The 14,247-nt window shown below is 65.2% G+C and carries 16 protein-coding genes; 14 read left to right on the top strand and 2 right to left on the bottom strand.

Annotation, left to right across the window (positions count from 1 at the left end; all coding sequences use genetic code 11):
- Positions 1 to 89: 89 nt before the first annotated feature.
- Positions 90 to 902: an IclR family transcriptional regulator domain-containing protein gene (locus AC3FKH_RS19230; RefSeq protein ID WP_488677423.1), complete on the bottom strand. Its 813-nt coding sequence runs from the start codon at positions 900 to 902 to the stop codon at positions 90 to 92.
- Positions 903 to 1,070: 168 nt separating this feature from the next.
- Between AC3FKH_RS19230 and AC3FKH_RS19225 the strand changes: the two genes are divergently transcribed.
- From AC3FKH_RS19225 to AC3FKH_RS19175, 11 genes are all read left to right on the top strand, one after another.
- On the top strand, positions 1,071 to 2,648 hold the full coding sequence (locus AC3FKH_RS19225) for an alkaline phosphatase family protein (protein ID WP_488677422.1): 1,578 nt from the start codon (positions 1,071 to 1,073) through the stop codon (positions 2,646 to 2,648).
- Positions 2,649 to 2,717: 69 nt separating this feature from the next.
- Entirely contained in the window at positions 2,718 to 3,698 is a 981-nt protein-coding gene (locus tag AC3FKH_RS19220) for a Bug family tripartite tricarboxylate transporter substrate binding protein (protein WP_488677421.1), read from the top strand.
- 72 nt (positions 3,699 to 3,770) lie between these two features.
- Positions 3,771 to 4,259: a cupin domain-containing protein gene (locus AC3FKH_RS19215; RefSeq protein ID WP_488677420.1), complete on the top strand. Its 489-nt coding sequence runs from the start codon at positions 3,771 to 3,773 to the stop codon at positions 4,257 to 4,259.
- 62 nt (positions 4,260 to 4,321) lie between these two features.
- The gene (locus AC3FKH_RS19210; RefSeq protein ID WP_488677419.1) at positions 4,322 to 5,347 is read left to right on the top strand and encodes a hydroxyquinol 1,2-dioxygenase; all 1,026 of its coding nucleotides are present in this window, start codon (positions 4,322 to 4,324) and stop codon (positions 5,345 to 5,347) included.
- A gap of 48 nt (positions 5,348 to 5,395) precedes the next feature.
- On the top strand, positions 5,396 to 6,859 hold the full coding sequence (locus AC3FKH_RS19205; protein WP_488677418.1) for an aldehyde dehydrogenase family protein: 1,464 nt from the start codon (positions 5,396 to 5,398) through the stop codon (positions 6,857 to 6,859).
- 14 nt (positions 6,860 to 6,873) lie between these two features.
- Complete coding sequence (locus AC3FKH_RS19200; RefSeq protein WP_488677417.1) at positions 6,874 to 7,941, top strand: maleylacetate reductase; 1,068 nt, start codon at positions 6,874 to 6,876, stop codon at positions 7,939 to 7,941.
- Between the two features lie 38 nt (positions 7,942 to 7,979).
- Positions 7,980 to 8,864, top strand: coding sequence for an intradiol ring-cleavage dioxygenase (locus AC3FKH_RS19195; protein ID WP_488677416.1), 885 nt, complete (start codon positions 7,980 to 7,982; stop codon positions 8,862 to 8,864).
- 5 nt (positions 8,865 to 8,869) lie between these two features.
- Positions 8,870 to 9,184, top strand: coding sequence for a YciI family protein (locus AC3FKH_RS19190; protein ID WP_488677415.1), 315 nt, complete (start codon positions 8,870 to 8,872; stop codon positions 9,182 to 9,184).
- A gap of 16 nt (positions 9,185 to 9,200) precedes the next feature.
- A complete protein-coding gene (locus AC3FKH_RS19185; RefSeq protein WP_488677517.1) occupies positions 9,201 to 9,530 on the top strand; it encodes a Rieske (2Fe-2S) protein in 330 nt (109 codons plus the stop codon).
- A gap of 30 nt (positions 9,531 to 9,560) precedes the next feature.
- On the top strand, positions 9,561 to 9,920 hold the full coding sequence (locus AC3FKH_RS19180; protein ID WP_488677414.1) for a YidH family protein: 360 nt from the start codon (positions 9,561 to 9,563) through the stop codon (positions 9,918 to 9,920).
- Entirely contained in the window at positions 9,917 to 10,237 is a 321-nt protein-coding gene (locus AC3FKH_RS19175) for a DUF202 domain-containing protein (RefSeq protein ID WP_488677413.1), read from the top strand. The genes AC3FKH_RS19180 and AC3FKH_RS19175 overlap by 4 nt, the downstream gene beginning before the upstream one ends.
- A gap of 195 nt (positions 10,238 to 10,432) precedes the next feature.
- On the opposite strand, the gene AC3FKH_RS19170 is transcribed toward AC3FKH_RS19175, so the two are convergent.
- Positions 10,433 to 11,314 (bottom strand): GntR family transcriptional regulator, encoded by an 882-nt coding sequence (locus tag AC3FKH_RS19170; RefSeq protein WP_488677412.1) that lies wholly within the window; start codon positions 11,312 to 11,314, stop codon positions 10,433 to 10,435.
- Between the two features lie 421 nt (positions 11,315 to 11,735).
- Between AC3FKH_RS19170 and AC3FKH_RS19165 the strand changes: the two genes are divergently transcribed.
- From AC3FKH_RS19165 to AC3FKH_RS19155, 3 genes are read left to right on the top strand one after another with little or no spacing between them, the layout of a single operon-like run.
- Positions 11,736 to 12,653, top strand: coding sequence for an amidohydrolase family protein (locus AC3FKH_RS19165; RefSeq protein WP_488677411.1), 918 nt, complete (start codon positions 11,736 to 11,738; stop codon positions 12,651 to 12,653).
- Between the two features lie 41 nt (positions 12,654 to 12,694).
- Positions 12,695 to 13,120: a cupin domain-containing protein gene (locus tag AC3FKH_RS19160; RefSeq protein ID WP_488677410.1), complete on the top strand. Its 426-nt coding sequence runs from the start codon at positions 12,695 to 12,697 to the stop codon at positions 13,118 to 13,120.
- A gap of 15 nt (positions 13,121 to 13,135) precedes the next feature.
- Entirely contained in the window at positions 13,136 to 14,200 is a 1,065-nt protein-coding gene (locus AC3FKH_RS19155) for an isocitrate/isopropylmalate dehydrogenase family protein (RefSeq protein WP_488677409.1), read from the top strand.
- The last annotated feature ends 47 nt before the right edge of the window (positions 14,201 to 14,247 follow it).

Raw genomic sequence — 14,247 nt, 5'->3', positions numbered from 1 at the left:
CGGCTGGCGCAGCGAACGTCGCAGGTTTCCGCGCCGGTTTCACACCGTGAAACTGGCGGGCGTACCGGACAGTGCGTCCCGGGACAGCCTTACTGGCGTGCCGACATCTTCTGCGCGATGGCGCCGGCCGTGCGCTGGAGCGGCTCCAGGCATTGGGCCACCATCTGGTCCAGCGTGCGTACGCCACGGATCCAGACAATATTGACGCAGCCGTGCACGCGCCCCTTCTCGGCCATGATGGGCACGGCGAGCGCCTCCAGGCGATCATCGGCCTCTTTGCGCGTCTTGTCGTAGTCGCCGCCGAAGCCTTGTTCACGAACGCCATAGCCGCGCTGCTGCGCGCGCTCGATCGACCGCGCCAGGTAGGCCGGATCGCGCGCGATCGCGTCTCCGTCCCGACGGCTGCGGCGCAGGGTCGTCAGGATCGACTCGCGCTCCTTCTGTGGGCAGAAGGCCAGATACGCCTGTCCCACCGCCGAGCGCAGCATGTTGACCTGGAAGCCGATGCTGTCGCGCCGGATCATGAAGTACGACTCGGCCCGGTTCGTTTCGCAGAGCACCATGACGTTGCCGCGCCGCATCGCGAGATCGGAGGGCCACAGGATTTCTGCCTGAAGGCGGTCCAGTTCCGGGGCGGCCAACTGTGCCAGTCGATCGGCCACGTCGGATTGCCTGCGGCCGGCCTGTGGCGGGCTGCCGGGGCAGTAGTGCCCGTCGGCGATGCGCCGCCAGATCAGCGCGCGGCGCTCCAGCGTTACCAGGATGCGCAGCAAGGTCGCCTTCGGCAGCCCCGTTTCGTCATGCAGCGCCTGCAGGCTGGTGCCTCCGGTCGTGCGCACCACGTCGAGCACGGCGAGCCCGCGATCCAGCGCCGTGATCGTCTTGACCTTCGGATCCCACATTCCCTGTCTCCCAAACGGGATCTGCGTCCCGCCGATTTCACTGCGTGAAACTCTAGCAGAAGCCGCTTGAGAAGCCCACTCGCAAGAAATATTGTTCTGGCCATGGCGGCGGCAACGGCAATCGTGCAGGACCGCTTCACTACGAAAGCCAAGAGAGGAGACGTCGAGATGGGAGCGCAACACGTACGCAATGTCCTGTGGATCATGTGTGATCAATTGCGTTGGGACTACCTCTCCTGCTACGGTCATCCGCGGCTGCATACGCCCAATATCGACCGTCTCGCGAGCCGCGGCGTGCGCTTCACCAACGCCTTCGTCCAGGGGCCCGTATGCGGTCCGTCGCGCATGTCCTACTACACGGGACGGTACGTGACGAGTCATGGCGCCGTCTGGAACTTCGTGCCGATGCCGGTCGGCGAGATGACCCTTGGCGACTTCCTGCGGCCGCACGGCGTACGCGTCGCGGTAGCGGGAAAAACGCATGTCGAGGCTGACCGCGCAGGACTTCGTCGCCTGGGTATCGATCCGCGCAGTACCGAGGGCGTGCTCGCGTCCGAAGGCGGCTTCGAACCCTTTGACCGGGACGACGGCATCTGGCCACCGGGCTTTGCCGACGAGAGCCACCAGTACACCGCCTACCTGCGGGAGCGCGGCTACGACGGTGCCAACCCATGGCATGACCATGCCAACTCGGCCGCCGGGGAAAGCGGGGAAATCCTGTCGGGCTGGAACATGCGCCACGCCCGGCTGCCGGCACGGGTGCGCGGGCAAGACTCGGAAACCCCGTACATGACGCGCCGCGCCATCGACTTCATCGAGCAGAGCAGCGACCGGCCGTGGATGCTGCACCTGTCGTATATCAAGCCGCACTGGCCCTACGTCGCCCCCGCGCCCTATCACGCCATGTATGGTCCGGACGACGTGCTGGCGGTCAAGCAGCCGCAGGGCGGGCTCGACTGCGCGCATCCCGTGCTGCAGGGCTTCCGCAACTGCGAGGTGAGCCGCAATTTCTCGCGGGCCGAGGTGCGCGATACGGTCATTCCCACCTACATGGGCTTGATCAAGCAGATCGACGACCAGCTCGGCGTGCTGTTCGACTACCTGGAGGGCAGCGGCCGCTTCGACGACACCATGATCATCTTCTCCAGCGATCATGGCGACTACCTTGGCGACCACTACCTCGGCGAGAAGGAGCTGTTCCACGACAGCGTGGCCAAGGTGCCGCTGATCATCTACGACCCGCGCCAGAATGCCGCGCGCGGTCATGTGGAAGAGAGGCTGGTGGAGGCCATCGACCTGGTGCCGACCGTTCTGGACGCCTATGGCCTGCCCATTCCCGACCATGTCGTCGAAGGCCGTGCGCTCACGCCGCTGCTGCGCGGCGAGGCGCCGGCCGAATGGCGCGACGCGGTGTTCTCCGAGAATGACTATGCCTTCCGCGACTTCGTGCGCGAGCCTGTCGGCCGTCCGGCGCACGGCTGCCACATGACGATGGTGCGCGACCACGACTGGAAGTTCGTGCACTTCGAAGGGTTGCGTCCGCAGTTGTTCGACTTGCGCAACGACCCCGACGAATTCGTCGACCTTGGCGCCGATCCTGCCTATGCGCAGGTACGCGAGCGCTTCCAGGCCCGCCTGTTCGACTGGCTGCGCAACCGCCGCATCCATCCGACGGTCAGCCACGCCGCCATGGCCGGATGGACGCGCAAGGAGGACGAGGTCGGCATCCATATCGGCCGCTGGTAGCGCCGTTGGCAGTACCCGGGAGCGGCCGCCCCAGAGCCGCCATGAAACCGGAAAACATCAGGAGACAATATGAAGCCCAAAAGCCTGGCGCTGGCCCTTGCCTGCCCACTCGCCGGTCTGTTCGCAGTCGTGCCGCCGGCATCGGCGCAAGCCGGCTGGCCCGGCCGGCCCATCCGGATCGTCGTGGCCTTTCCCGCTGGTTCGCCGGGAGACATCGCATCGCGGCTGATTGCCGACAAGCTCGGCCAGTCGCTCAGGCAACCGGTGGTGGTGGAGAACCGGCCGGGCGCCGGCGGCAATATCGGCGCCGACGTGGTCGCGAAGTCGCCCGCAGATGGCTACACCTTCCTGGAAGGCCCGGACACGATCCTGACGGTCAATCCGACGATCTACCGCAAGCTCAACTTCAAGCCGGGCGACCTGACTCCGGTGATTACGCTGGCCCGTTTCAACCAGATGCTGGTCTGTGCCCCGTCCGCCGGTATCCGGTCGCTTTCCGATCTGGCGAAGAAGGCCAGCGCGACGCCCCAGGGGCTGACCTATGCCTCTGGTGGCGCAGGCGCGCCGGGACACCTGGCGATGGAGATGTACGTCGCGCAGGCAGGCATCAGGATGATGCATGTGCCGTACAAGGGACCGTCGCCTGCGATGCAGGACGTACTGGCCGGCCAGGTGCCATGCGGATACCTGGCATCGCCCGTAGTCACGCCGATGGTCAAGGCCGGCAAGCTGGTCGGACTGGCCGTATCGGGCTCCACGCGCTCGGTGCTGGCGCCGCAGGTGCCGACCATGGCCGAGGCAGGCGTCACCGGCTACGAAGCGAACTTCAGCGAACTGCTGCTTGCGCCGAAGGGCACGCCCGAGGCCATCGTGCGCCGCATGAACGACGAGATCGGCCGCATCCTGAAGTTGCCGGAGGTCCGTGCCAGGCTGATCGCCAACGATCTCGAACCCGCTCCCGACCAGCCGGCCGCATTGTCCCGGCAGGTGGAGGCCGACACCGCCAAGTGGCAGGCCGTGATCCGCCGCGTGGGCGTGTACCTGGACTGATTCCGGCCATCCCGACCGACAACCCCAACCGCAACTCGCTGGCGGCCTCGCCGCCCAAATCAGGAGACAAGCATGACTGCATCCGTGCCGCGAACCGTTTTCGGTTCTCTCGACAGTTTCAACAAGGGTGGCATCGAAGTGACCCAGGGCGATGCCCGCCACTACGTGTTTTCCAACATCTTTGAAGTGGCCTCGGCCTCGGCGTCGTACGAGCGCGTGGTTGTCGGCAAGAACCTGGAGTACGCGATGGAGGTCGCGCGTGCTGAAGGGCAGTCGGCGTGGTTCGCCTGCTCGCACGATGAGTTCGTGATCTCGATGGACGGCGAGGTGCGCGTGGACTTCGTCAAGCTGGACGCGGCCCCCGCCACCGCGGACGGCGCGGCGCTGACCGAGCCGGTGGGTCGAAGGATGGGCCACGTCGTGCTGGGCAAGGGCCATCAAAGCCTGCTGCCGGCTGGCTGCGCCTATCGCTTCACGGCGCAACGGCCTTGCGTGCTGCTGGTGCAGTCCAGGCTCGGCGCGCTGTCGGTGCAGAAGTGGGCGGACATCTGTCTGCACTGATCCCTCGACACCGATCCCGGCACCGATCCCACCTTCTTCGCAAATCATTCAGGAGACTCACCATGGCCATGCTCGACGTCGCCGACAAGCCCCAGATCGCCACCTTCGCCGCCGATAAAGTCCGCTCCGGCGCCCCCGACCCCGTTACCGGCTACCGCGATTTCGCCCTCGGCGCCTTCCGCTTCTCGCGCGACGCCTACTTCGCCACCATCCAGTGGCCCGTCAACGGCCAGTTCCGCACGCACGCCATCGCGGCCGACGCCTTCCTGCGCGCCATGATGCGCGACGTGGCCTGGGGTTTCTTCTACGGCTGGGTCAACTTCGACCATGTGTTCGGCACCCGCAATCACTACGGCAAGGTCGACGTGTATGCGGGCGCCTTCAACGGCGTGATGAAGGACGCGGGCGTCGACTATACCGAGACCTTCGACACCCCGGTCATCATGGCCACCTTCAAGGCCATCCTGCACGACTGGACCAACGAAGGCTTCGATCCGTTCGCCGCCCCCGAGGAAACCGGCACCGCCTTTGGCCACAAGCACGGCGACAACATCGCCGCCATCGAGCGCACGCGCATCGCCACGCGCCGCATGCCCGGACTGCCGGACGATTCGCCGCTGCGCGACGACCTGCCCGTCAACCGCGCCTTCCTCGACGTCGCGCAGGACGAGCCCGGGATCCATGCAGAGCCTGGCTTTGAAGGCCAGCTCCACGCCTTCAACCTGTTCAAGTACCTGTCGCGCTCGGACGTGACGTGGAACCCGTCGGTCACGTCGGTCTGCGGCCAGAGCCTGTTCTGCCCGACCACCGAGGAGTTCATCCTGCCGGTCTTCCACGGCAACGACCGCGTCGAGTGGTTCCTGCAACTGTCCGACGAGATCGTCTGGGACATCGGCGACAAGGACACCGGCTCGCCACGTGCCCGCATCACCATGCGCGCCGGCGACATCTGCGCGATGCCGGCCGACATCCGCCACCAGGGCTACTCGACCAAGCGCTCGATGCTGCTGGTGTGGGAGAACGCCACGCCCAACCTGCCGAAGCGCTACGAGAGCGGGGAACTGAAGCCGTATCCGGTGGAGTTCTGACCCTCCGGTCCGCGCCTCGCCCTTCCTGAACTCATGGAATATCGCATCATGCAAAACAAGCTCTTCATCAATGGCCGTTTCGTCGACGCGCAGGGCGGCGGCACCATCGACGTGCTGAATCCGCACGACGCCAGCCTCATCACCCGCATCGCCGCCGCCGAGGCGGCTGACGTGGATCTGGCCGTCGAGGCCGCCAGCCGGGCGTTCCCCGCCTGGTCCCGCATGGCCGCCGCCGAGCGCGGGCGCCTGCTGCTGAAGCTGGCCGACGCCATTGAAGCCCACACCGAGGAACTGGCGCAACTCGAATCGCTCGACACCGGCCACCCGATCCGCGATTCCCGCGCGCTGGACGTGCCGCGCACCGCCGCGTGCTTCCGCTACTTTGGTGGCATGGCCGACAAGCTGCAGGGCTCGGTCATCCCGGTGGAGACCGGCTTCCTCAACTATGTGCAGCGCGCCCCCATCGGCGTCGTCGGCCAGATCGTGCCGTGGAACTTCCCGCTGATGTTCACGAGCTGGAAGCTGGGCCCGGCGCTGGCGGCCGGCAACACGGTGGTGATCAAGCCGTCCGAGCTGACGCCGCTGTCGTCGCTGCGGATTGCCGAGCTGATGGCCGAGGTCGGCTTTCCCGCGGGTGTGGTCAACATGGTGCCGGGCTACGGCCACACCGCCGGTCAGCGGCTGGCCGAGCATCCGGGCGTCGGCAAGATTGCCTTCACCGGTTCGACCGCCACGGGCCGGCGCATCGTGGAGGCGTCGCAGGGCAACCTGAAACGCGTACAGCTCGAACTGGGCGGCAAGGGCGCCAACATCGTCTTCGAGGATGCCAACCTGGATGCGGCCATCAACGGCGCCGCCTGGGCGATCTTCCACAACCAGGGACAGGCGTGCATCGCCGGTTCGCGGCTGGTGCTGCATGAACGCATTGCCGACGAATTCCTCGAACGCTTCAGCACGCTGGCGGCATCGATCCGTCTGGGCAATCCGCTCGATCCCGAAACCGAGATGGGGCCGTTGACGTCGGCACAGCATCGCGACAAGGTACTGTCCTATACCGGCCTGGCGCTGGAGCAGGGCGGACGGGTGCTGACCGGCGGCCGGGCGCCGGTGCTGCCGGGGCTGGAGAACGGCTACTACGTCGAGCCGACCATCGTCGAGGCCAAGCCGCACGACCGCGTGGCGCAGGAGGAAGTGTTCGGTCCCTTCGTCACGGTGCTGCGCTTTGGCAGCGACGAGGAGGCGCTGGCCATTGCCAATGCCACCGAGTATGGCCTCGGCAGCGGCCTGTGGACGCGCGACCTGAGCCGCGCCCACAAGATGGCCAGCAGCATCCAGGCCGGCATGTGCTGGATCAACTGCTACAAGCGGGTGAACCCCGGCAGCCCGTTCGGCGGGCTGGGCCAGTCCGGCTACGGTCGGGAAATGGGCTTCGAGGCCATGCATGACTACACTGAAGCGCGGTCGGTGTGGGTCAATGTGGACGCAACGATACCGCCGCACTTCAAGCGCTGAAGGAGGGCAGGGCGATGGATGCCTTTGTCTACCAGGCCACGCCGTCGCGCGTGGTCTTCGGGGCCGGCCGGCTGGCGGCGCTGCCCGATGAGGTGAGGCGGCTGGGCGCGCGTCGCGCGCTGGTACTCACCACGCCGGAGCAGCGCCCGCTGGGGGAGCGCGTGGCGGCGCTGCTGGGCGAGTGCTCGGCGGGCGTCTACAGCGAGGCCGTGATGCACGTGCCGGTGGAGGTCGCGCAGGCGGCCCGTGACGAGGCCGAGCGCCTGGGGGCCGACTGCTACGTGGCCGTCGGCGGTGGCTCGACCATCGGCCTGGGCAAGGCCATCGCCCTGGTTTCCGGCCAGCCGATCATCGCCGTACCGACCACCTACGCCGGGTCGGAAGTCACGCCGATCTACGGCCTTACCGAAGGCCGCCTGAAAAAGACCGGTCGCGACCCACGGGTGCTGCCGCGCACGGTGGTCTATGACCCGCAACTGACGCTGACCCTGCCGGCGGACATATCCGCCGCCTCCGGCATGAACGCGATGGCGCACGCCGTGGAGGCGCTGTATGCCGAGGACGCCAATCCCATCATCAGCCTGATGGCCGAGGAATCGATCCGTGCGCTGGCAGGCTCGCTGCCGGCCGTTGTGCAAGATCCGGACGACATCGATGCCCGCGGCCGCGCCCTGTACGGCGCGTGGCTGGCCGGAGTCTGCCTGAGCGCGGTCGGCATGGCGATCCATCACAAGCTCTGTCACACGCTGGGCGGCACCTTCAACCTGCCGCACGCACAGACGCACGCCGCCATGCTGCCGCACACCGCCCACTACAACCACGCCGCAGCGCCGCAGGCGCTGGCGCGGGTGGCGCGTGCGCTGGGCGGCGAGCGGGCAGAGGACGCGGGGCCGCTCCTGTTCGGGCTGAACCGGACACTGGGCATCGCCACGGCGCTGTCGGCCGTCGGCATGCCGGAGGATGGGCTGGACGAGGCCGCCACGCTCGCTTGCACCAACCCTTACTACAACCCACGGTCCATCGAGCATGACGCCATCCGGGCGCTGCTCGGCGCGGCATGGCGCGGAGAGGGCCCGACCTGATGGCCGGCACAGCAGGTACTGCGCAAAAGGACAAGACCATGGAACCCACCCCCCACACCGCCGCCGAAGCCGCCATCACCGAGCAGGTCGTGGCCCGCTTCGCCGACACCCCCGAGCCGCGACTGCGCGCACTGATGCAGGGGCTGGTGCGTCACCTGCACGCCTACGTCCGCGAGGTCGAGCCGACCGAGGAAGAGTGGTTCGCCGCCATTCAGTTCCTGACCGATACCGGCAAGATGTGTGACGGCATCGTGCGGCAGGAATTCATCCTGCTGTCGGACACGCTGGGCGTATCGATGCTGGTCGACGCCATCAACCATCGCCAGTCCACCGGTGCCACCGACACCACGGTCTTCGGCCCGTTCTACATCGCGGGCATGCCGGAGCGCGCGACGGGCGAGAACATGGCCGTCACGCCCGGCATCCCGGCGCTGGTCCACGGACGCGTCCTGTCGTCTGCCGGCGTGCCATTGCGCAACGCCGTGCTCGATGTCTGGCAGACCGCCGAGAACGGCATGTACTCCGGCCAGGACACCGACCAGCCCACCGGTAACCTGCGCGGCCGCTACCGCACCGACGAGGACGGCTACTACGCCATCCGCACCATCGTGCCGGTGTGCTACCCGATCCCGAGCGACGGCCCGGTCGGCCGCATGCTGGCCGCCACCAGGCGGCATCCATGGCGGCCGGCGCACCTGCACTTCATGATCGATGCGCCTGGCCATCGCAAGCTGGTCACGCACCTCTTCAACCAGGGCGACCCGTACCTCGACTCGGACGCAGTGTTCGGCGTCAAGGCATCGCTGCAGGTGGCCTACGAGGAGCGCCCCGCCGACCATCCGCTGGCGCAGCGCTTTGGCTTCGACGGCCCGTTCCGCGAGGCGCGCTACGACTTCGTCCTCGATCCGACTGCGCAAGGATAAGCAGCATGTCCCGCTACTACGCCATCTTCGCCACCGACAAGCCAGGCATGCTCGCCGTCCGCGAGCGCGTGCGCCCCGCCCATCGTGCCTATCTGCGCAATGCCGCCGCCGAGCACGGCGTGCATGTGCGACTGGGCGGCCCGACGCTGGACGCGCAGGCCGCCGCCATGAACGGCACACTGCTGGTCATCGAGGCCGGGGATATCGACGACGTCCACCGCTTTGTCAGCGGCGATCCGTACATGCACGCCGACATTTTCGAGCGTGTGGACATTCGCCCCTGGGACTGGAGCCTGGGCAACCCCGAGCGGGGGAGTTGAGACCATGGACCAGGTCATGGATACCAACGTCCTTTGCCATCTCGACGCCGTGCCCGACGGCGGCGCTCGCGTGATCGAGCGCGAACCGGGAATCATCGTGGTCCGGCGGGAGCAGCAGGTCTGGGCGTATATCAACCGATGCCCCCATTTCTCCATTCCGCTGGACTTCGAGCCGGGCACGATCTGCACGTACGACGCCGAGGTAATGATGTGCGCCCATCATTCCGCGCTGTTCCGCTTTAGCGACGGCGTCTGCATCGATGGTCCGTGTCGTGATTCGAGGCTGTCCTCCGTGGAGGTGGAGGTGATTCGGGGCGAGGTTTGCCTGCGTGCCCCCGGGGAATGACACTTCAAGACTGCTGACAGAAGAGACAATATGAACCGACCGCAATGGCAGAAGGGGGGAAGCGAACCTGACTACCGTTTTTCGCTTGCAAACGAACGAACCTTTCTTGCCTGGATCAGGACCGCACTTGCGATCCTTGCCGGGGGAGTCCTGCTCGACCAGTTCGCCGAGCGTGTTGAACCGAAGGCCTTGCTGGCAGGGGTTGCGCTGGTGCTGTCATTTCTTGGGGCGGTGATTGCATACTGCGCATATACCCGCTGGAAAGCCAACGAGATTGCCATGCGGAACTCTGGCCCACTGCCGGCGTCAAGCGGCATTCCATTGCTGAGTACCGCGGCCATTTGCGTTGCGCTTGTTCTGGCTCTCGGGCTCCTGCTAAAGGTCCGATGAGTCGCGACCCAGGGGTCCAACCCGAACGTACGGCGCTCGCTTGGCACCGTACAGCGCTGACGATGCTTGTCAATGGTGCCCTGTTGGTCCGCTCAGCCGCAGAAACCCAGTCACCGCTGGCCTGGACTGTTTCCATTCTGGTTTCCGTAGCGGCCATGGCATTGTTCTTCCTGGGTTGGCAAAGAGGCCGTGCCCTTCTGCAGGCAACATCTCGCTCGTCATCTCCTCATGCGGGAGTGGTGATCATGCTCGCGGTAGCGGTTTGTTTCGCCTGTGCGGCGGAGATGCTGAGCATTGTGCTGGAGTCGAGCGCGTAGGTTTCCAAAGAAAGCCTATGGCTCATTCGGTCGCATAAGCGGACATCGATTTGATGGTCGAAGTTTTATCGCAGCGCCAATTGCGGTCGACATCAAGTCTATCCAATCTCGTTTGTCCCTCAGCAAGCCGGCGCCTAAGAACCTCGAAGCTATGCGGCCCACGTCACGATGGCTGGCAACCCGCCATCGCTGTCACTAGCTATCGGATTTTTCGCGCACCGCGTTGCGCAGGTGCAAGCGCATGAAATCCGCCGCCGCTTCCTGTTGGCCGGCCAGCAGCATGTCGATCAGATTCAGGTGCTCGCGACAGCGGCGTTCGGCCTGGTCGCGGTCCACGGCCTTGCGATACTCCATCAGTCGGCGCAAACGGTCCAGCCTGCGCAAGCCTTCGAGAATGAAGGCATTGCCTGAGCAGGCTGCGATCGTCTCATGCAGGCGGCTGTTGGCGTCGAACAACGCTGCTGCCGTCGCTGTGTGGACTCCGCCGTTGGCCAGCGCTTCCTGTTCGGCACGGCAGCGCAATAGAGCGTCCCGATCGAGCACGAAGGTGGGCTCCAGGATGCCGGCGGCTTCGATGAGCAAGCGGTAGCGGTAGCCCTGCTTGTACGTTTCCGCCGAAGTCAGTACCGGCAAAAACATCCATCCGTGGCCGGGCAATCGTTCGACCCAACCCTCCTGTGTCATGCGTCGCAGGATCGCGCCCAACTGAGCGCGAGTGATGCCATACCTGCGCATGAATTCGTTCTCGGTGAAACGGGCGGGCAGTCCGCCATTGAGACGTTCCTCCGCAATCCTGAAATAAATCGCTTCGCTATCGTCGCCTTGTGCGGCATCAGGATCATTGCCGTTGGCTGCAACGGCGGGGCCCCCTTCGGCTACGGCATACCCGCCCTCGGGGTGGGCGACGACCACAGACTGTGTCGCGAGACGGCGCAGCGCCTCGCGTACCGGCGACCGCGATACCCGGAACTGCTCAGCCAGCGTGCGCTCCGGCAGGCGGGTGCCCGGCGCCATGCCGGCGGCGGAAATGTACTGGTGAATATTTGCCGCGAGGACGTCGGCGAGTTGGCGGGCCATGGGAAAGCGTTCCAAACCGGTTGGCAAATGCTATCACATCCGCGTCAGGTCTTTTGAGTGCTAGAAGTGCCAATGTGTGGCGTTGGTCGAGCAACGTCTACGACACTTCACGTTCCACAGGCATTTGCGACGTGGTCGGGTAAACCATAGTGAAATCCTGCAGAGGCTTGCGCTGCAACGGTTTCCGGCGCCTTTCGCGCCTTTCGGTTCTTTGTTGATGCAAAAAAACCCTTTACATGGTTCTTTGAATTTATAAAATGCCATCCATCGCGTCACCGCGCGGCGGCGCGTCCGAAAACAACAGGAGACAACAGTGCATCGCAGACAAGTGCTTCAGGCTGGCCTTGCGGCCATCGGCGGACTTTCCCTCTTTGAAGCCATGGCAGCCGATACAACTGGTGTGGCCAAACAAGGAATCCCCGTGAACCCGGATCTCGTTCGCAACGTCACCTTCCCGGCTTTCAAGCTGCCCGCTGGAAGCTGTGATTGCCATGTCCACGTGTTCGATGGCGCACGCTTTCCGTTCGCCGCCAGGCGTTCGTACACGCCCGGCCCGGCACGCGTGGAGGATTTGATCGCGTTCGAGCAGCACATCGGCATCGATCGCATCGTGCTGGTCCAGCCGAGCGTCTACGGTTTTGACAATGCTGCACTGCTCGATGCTCTGGGTCGGCTCGGCGAGCGGGCGCGCGGGGTAGCCGTGATCGACCTGGAGGCGACTACACCCGCAGTGCTGCAGGCGATGCACGCCAAGGGTGTGCGAGGTATCCGCCTGAACCTGGAAGTCAGCGGCCAACGCAACCACGACTTTGCCCTGACACAGTTGAAGCGCGCGGAGCAGTTGGTCGGCCCTGTCGGCTGGGCGGTGCAGGTCTATGCGGATGTCGACGTGATTGCCGAACTGGCGGCGGATATCGCCGCGCTCAAGGTGCCGGTGGTGCTCGACCACTTTGCAGGCATCAAGACCCACAAGAAGGACGAGCAGAAGGCAGCGTTCGCCAGCGTGGTCGAACTGGTGAAACGCGGAAACGCCTACGTCAAGCTGTCGGCCCCGTATCGTGCATCGCGCAGCGCGCCAGACTTCGACGATGTCACCGAATTTGCACGGGCATTGATCGAGGCGCGTTCGGACCGGCTGGTGTGGGCGTCCGACTGGCCGCATACGGGGAGTTCAGGCAACCGTACCGGCAACCTTGATCAGATCGAGCCTTTCCGCAAGGAGGATGCCGGACGCGCACTGAACCAGCTTGCTGGTTGGGCAAACACACCCGTGCTGCTCCAACACATCCTCGTCGACAACCCGGCCCGGCTTTATGGCTTCGGCCACGCGGCGGCGTGACCCCGCATCCACGATTCAGCAATCCTCCCCGGAGTTTCATCATGACGATCAAGACCCCATCGGGCGCCGTGCTGCTCAAGCCCGACCAACTGCCCAACTTTGACCGTGGCGGTGGCGCCAGCACGACCCCGCTGGTCGGCAAGTCCATTGGCTCGGACAGCTTCATTACCGGCTACACGTCGTTTGCCGCCGGCGTCGAAATCCCGTTCCACAGCCATAACTGCCAGGAAAGCGTGGTGCTGGTGGAAGGCGAGGCGATGCTCGATATCGACGGGCTCGAATACCGGCTCAAGCCGCTGGACACGACATTCATTCCGCCCAACGTGCCGCACCGCTTCCGCAACCTGTCGAAGACGGCGCCGATGAAGATCCTGTGGATCTACGCCACGATCGACGCCACACGCACATTGGTCGACAGCGGCGAAACGCGCCCCGTATCGGCCGAGCACCAGACCCCCAAGGCTTAACTGAGAGTTTCCATCATGCGTATTCTTGTTCTCCCGGGCGACGGCATCGGCCCCGAAATCGTTGCCGCCTCGATCGACGTTTTGAAGCAGGCCGATCAGGCCTTTGATCTGGGCCTGCAGTACGACTATGAAGATGTGGGCTTCACCAGCCTCGAAAAGCACGGCACCACGCTGCGCCAGGAGGTGCTCGACAAAGCTACCTCGTACGACGGCGTGATCCTGGGCACCCAATCCCACGCGGACTATCCGACGCCAGACAAGGGCGGCCGCAACATCTCGGCGGCATTCCGCTGCGACCTGGACCTGTACGCCAACGTGCGTCCGTCGCGTTCGCGCGATTTCCTTGGCAAGGGCGCGCAAAACATGGACCTCGTCATCATGCGTGAGGCGACCGAGGGCTTTTATCCCGACCGCAATATGTATGAAGGCTGGGGCGAGATGATGCCGTCGAAGGACATGGCGATCTCTGTGCGCAAGATCACGGCGCATTGCTCGGAGCGCATCGCCCGCCGTTCGTTCGAACTGGCGATGAAGCGCAAGAAGCATGTGACGGCGATCCATAAGGCCAACAGCTTCCACATGACCGACGGCCTGTTCCTGCGGGAAGTCCGCAAGGTGGCCGCGGAATTCCCCGAGGTGAAGTTCGACGACCTGCTGGTCGATGCATCCACGGCGTACCTGGTACGTGACCCGTCGCGCTTCGACGTGATCGTGGCGACGAACTTCTACGGCGACATCCTGTCGGACCTGGCCAGCGAACTGTCGGGCAGCCTGGGCCTCGGCGGCTCCGTCATGGCGGGCGATTCGCTGTGCTGTGCGCAGGCCCAGCATGGTTCGGCGCCGGATATCCAGGGCCAGGACAAGGCCAACCCGACTTCGATGATCCTGTCCGTGGCCATGCTCGTGCAGTGGCTCGGTGAACACCGTGACAAGCCGAACTTCGTCGCCGCGGCTGAGGCTATTGATGCCGCTGTGGACAAGGTGCTGGCGAATCCCGCCACGCGCACGGCGGACCTGGGTGGCACGATGGGCTGCGCCGCGTTCGGCAAGGCCGTTGCCGAACGCATCGCCAAGGCCTGATTCCAGCCTTGTGGGAGGCGCGGTGCCGCAACACTGCCACCGCGCCT

The organism is Cupriavidus sp. 21MJTG02-4, from assembly GCF_057798975.1.
This window is presented reverse-complemented; position numbering and strand designations above follow the sequence as displayed.

Coding starts and splice junctions, on each gene's coding strand:
- AC3FKH_RS19230 (WP_488677423.1), bottom strand. CDS start 902: ATGTGGGATCCGAAGGTCAAGACGATCACGGCGCTGGATCGCGGGCTC.
- AC3FKH_RS19225 (WP_488677422.1), top strand. CDS start 1,071: ATGGGAGCGCAACACGTACGCAATGTCCTGTGGATCATGTGTGATCAA.
- AC3FKH_RS19220 (WP_488677421.1), top strand. CDS start 2,718: ATGAAGCCCAAAAGCCTGGCGCTGGCCCTTGCCTGCCCACTCGCCGGT.
- AC3FKH_RS19215 (WP_488677420.1), top strand. CDS start 3,771: ATGACTGCATCCGTGCCGCGAACCGTTTTCGGTTCTCTCGACAGTTTC.
- AC3FKH_RS19210 (WP_488677419.1), top strand. CDS start 4,322: ATGGCCATGCTCGACGTCGCCGACAAGCCCCAGATCGCCACCTTCGCC.
- AC3FKH_RS19205 (WP_488677418.1), top strand. CDS start 5,396: ATGCAAAACAAGCTCTTCATCAATGGCCGTTTCGTCGACGCGCAGGGC.
- AC3FKH_RS19200 (WP_488677417.1), top strand. CDS start 6,874: ATGGATGCCTTTGTCTACCAGGCCACGCCGTCGCGCGTGGTCTTCGGG.
- AC3FKH_RS19195 (WP_488677416.1), top strand. CDS start 7,980: ATGGAACCCACCCCCCACACCGCCGCCGAAGCCGCCATCACCGAGCAG.
- AC3FKH_RS19190 (WP_488677415.1), top strand. CDS start 8,870: ATGTCCCGCTACTACGCCATCTTCGCCACCGACAAGCCAGGCATGCTC.
- AC3FKH_RS19185 (WP_488677517.1), top strand. CDS start 9,201: ATGGATACCAACGTCCTTTGCCATCTCGACGCCGTGCCCGACGGCGGC.
- AC3FKH_RS19180 (WP_488677414.1), top strand. CDS start 9,561: ATGAACCGACCGCAATGGCAGAAGGGGGGAAGCGAACCTGACTACCGT.
- AC3FKH_RS19175 (WP_488677413.1), top strand. CDS start 9,917: ATGAGTCGCGACCCAGGGGTCCAACCCGAACGTACGGCGCTCGCTTGG.
- AC3FKH_RS19170 (WP_488677412.1), bottom strand. CDS start 11,314: ATGGCCCGCCAACTCGCCGACGTCCTCGCGGCAAATATTCACCAGTAC.
- AC3FKH_RS19160 (WP_488677410.1), top strand. CDS start 12,695: ATGACGATCAAGACCCCATCGGGCGCCGTGCTGCTCAAGCCCGACCAA.
- AC3FKH_RS19155 (WP_488677409.1), top strand. CDS start 13,136: ATGCGTATTCTTGTTCTCCCGGGCGACGGCATCGGCCCCGAAATCGTT.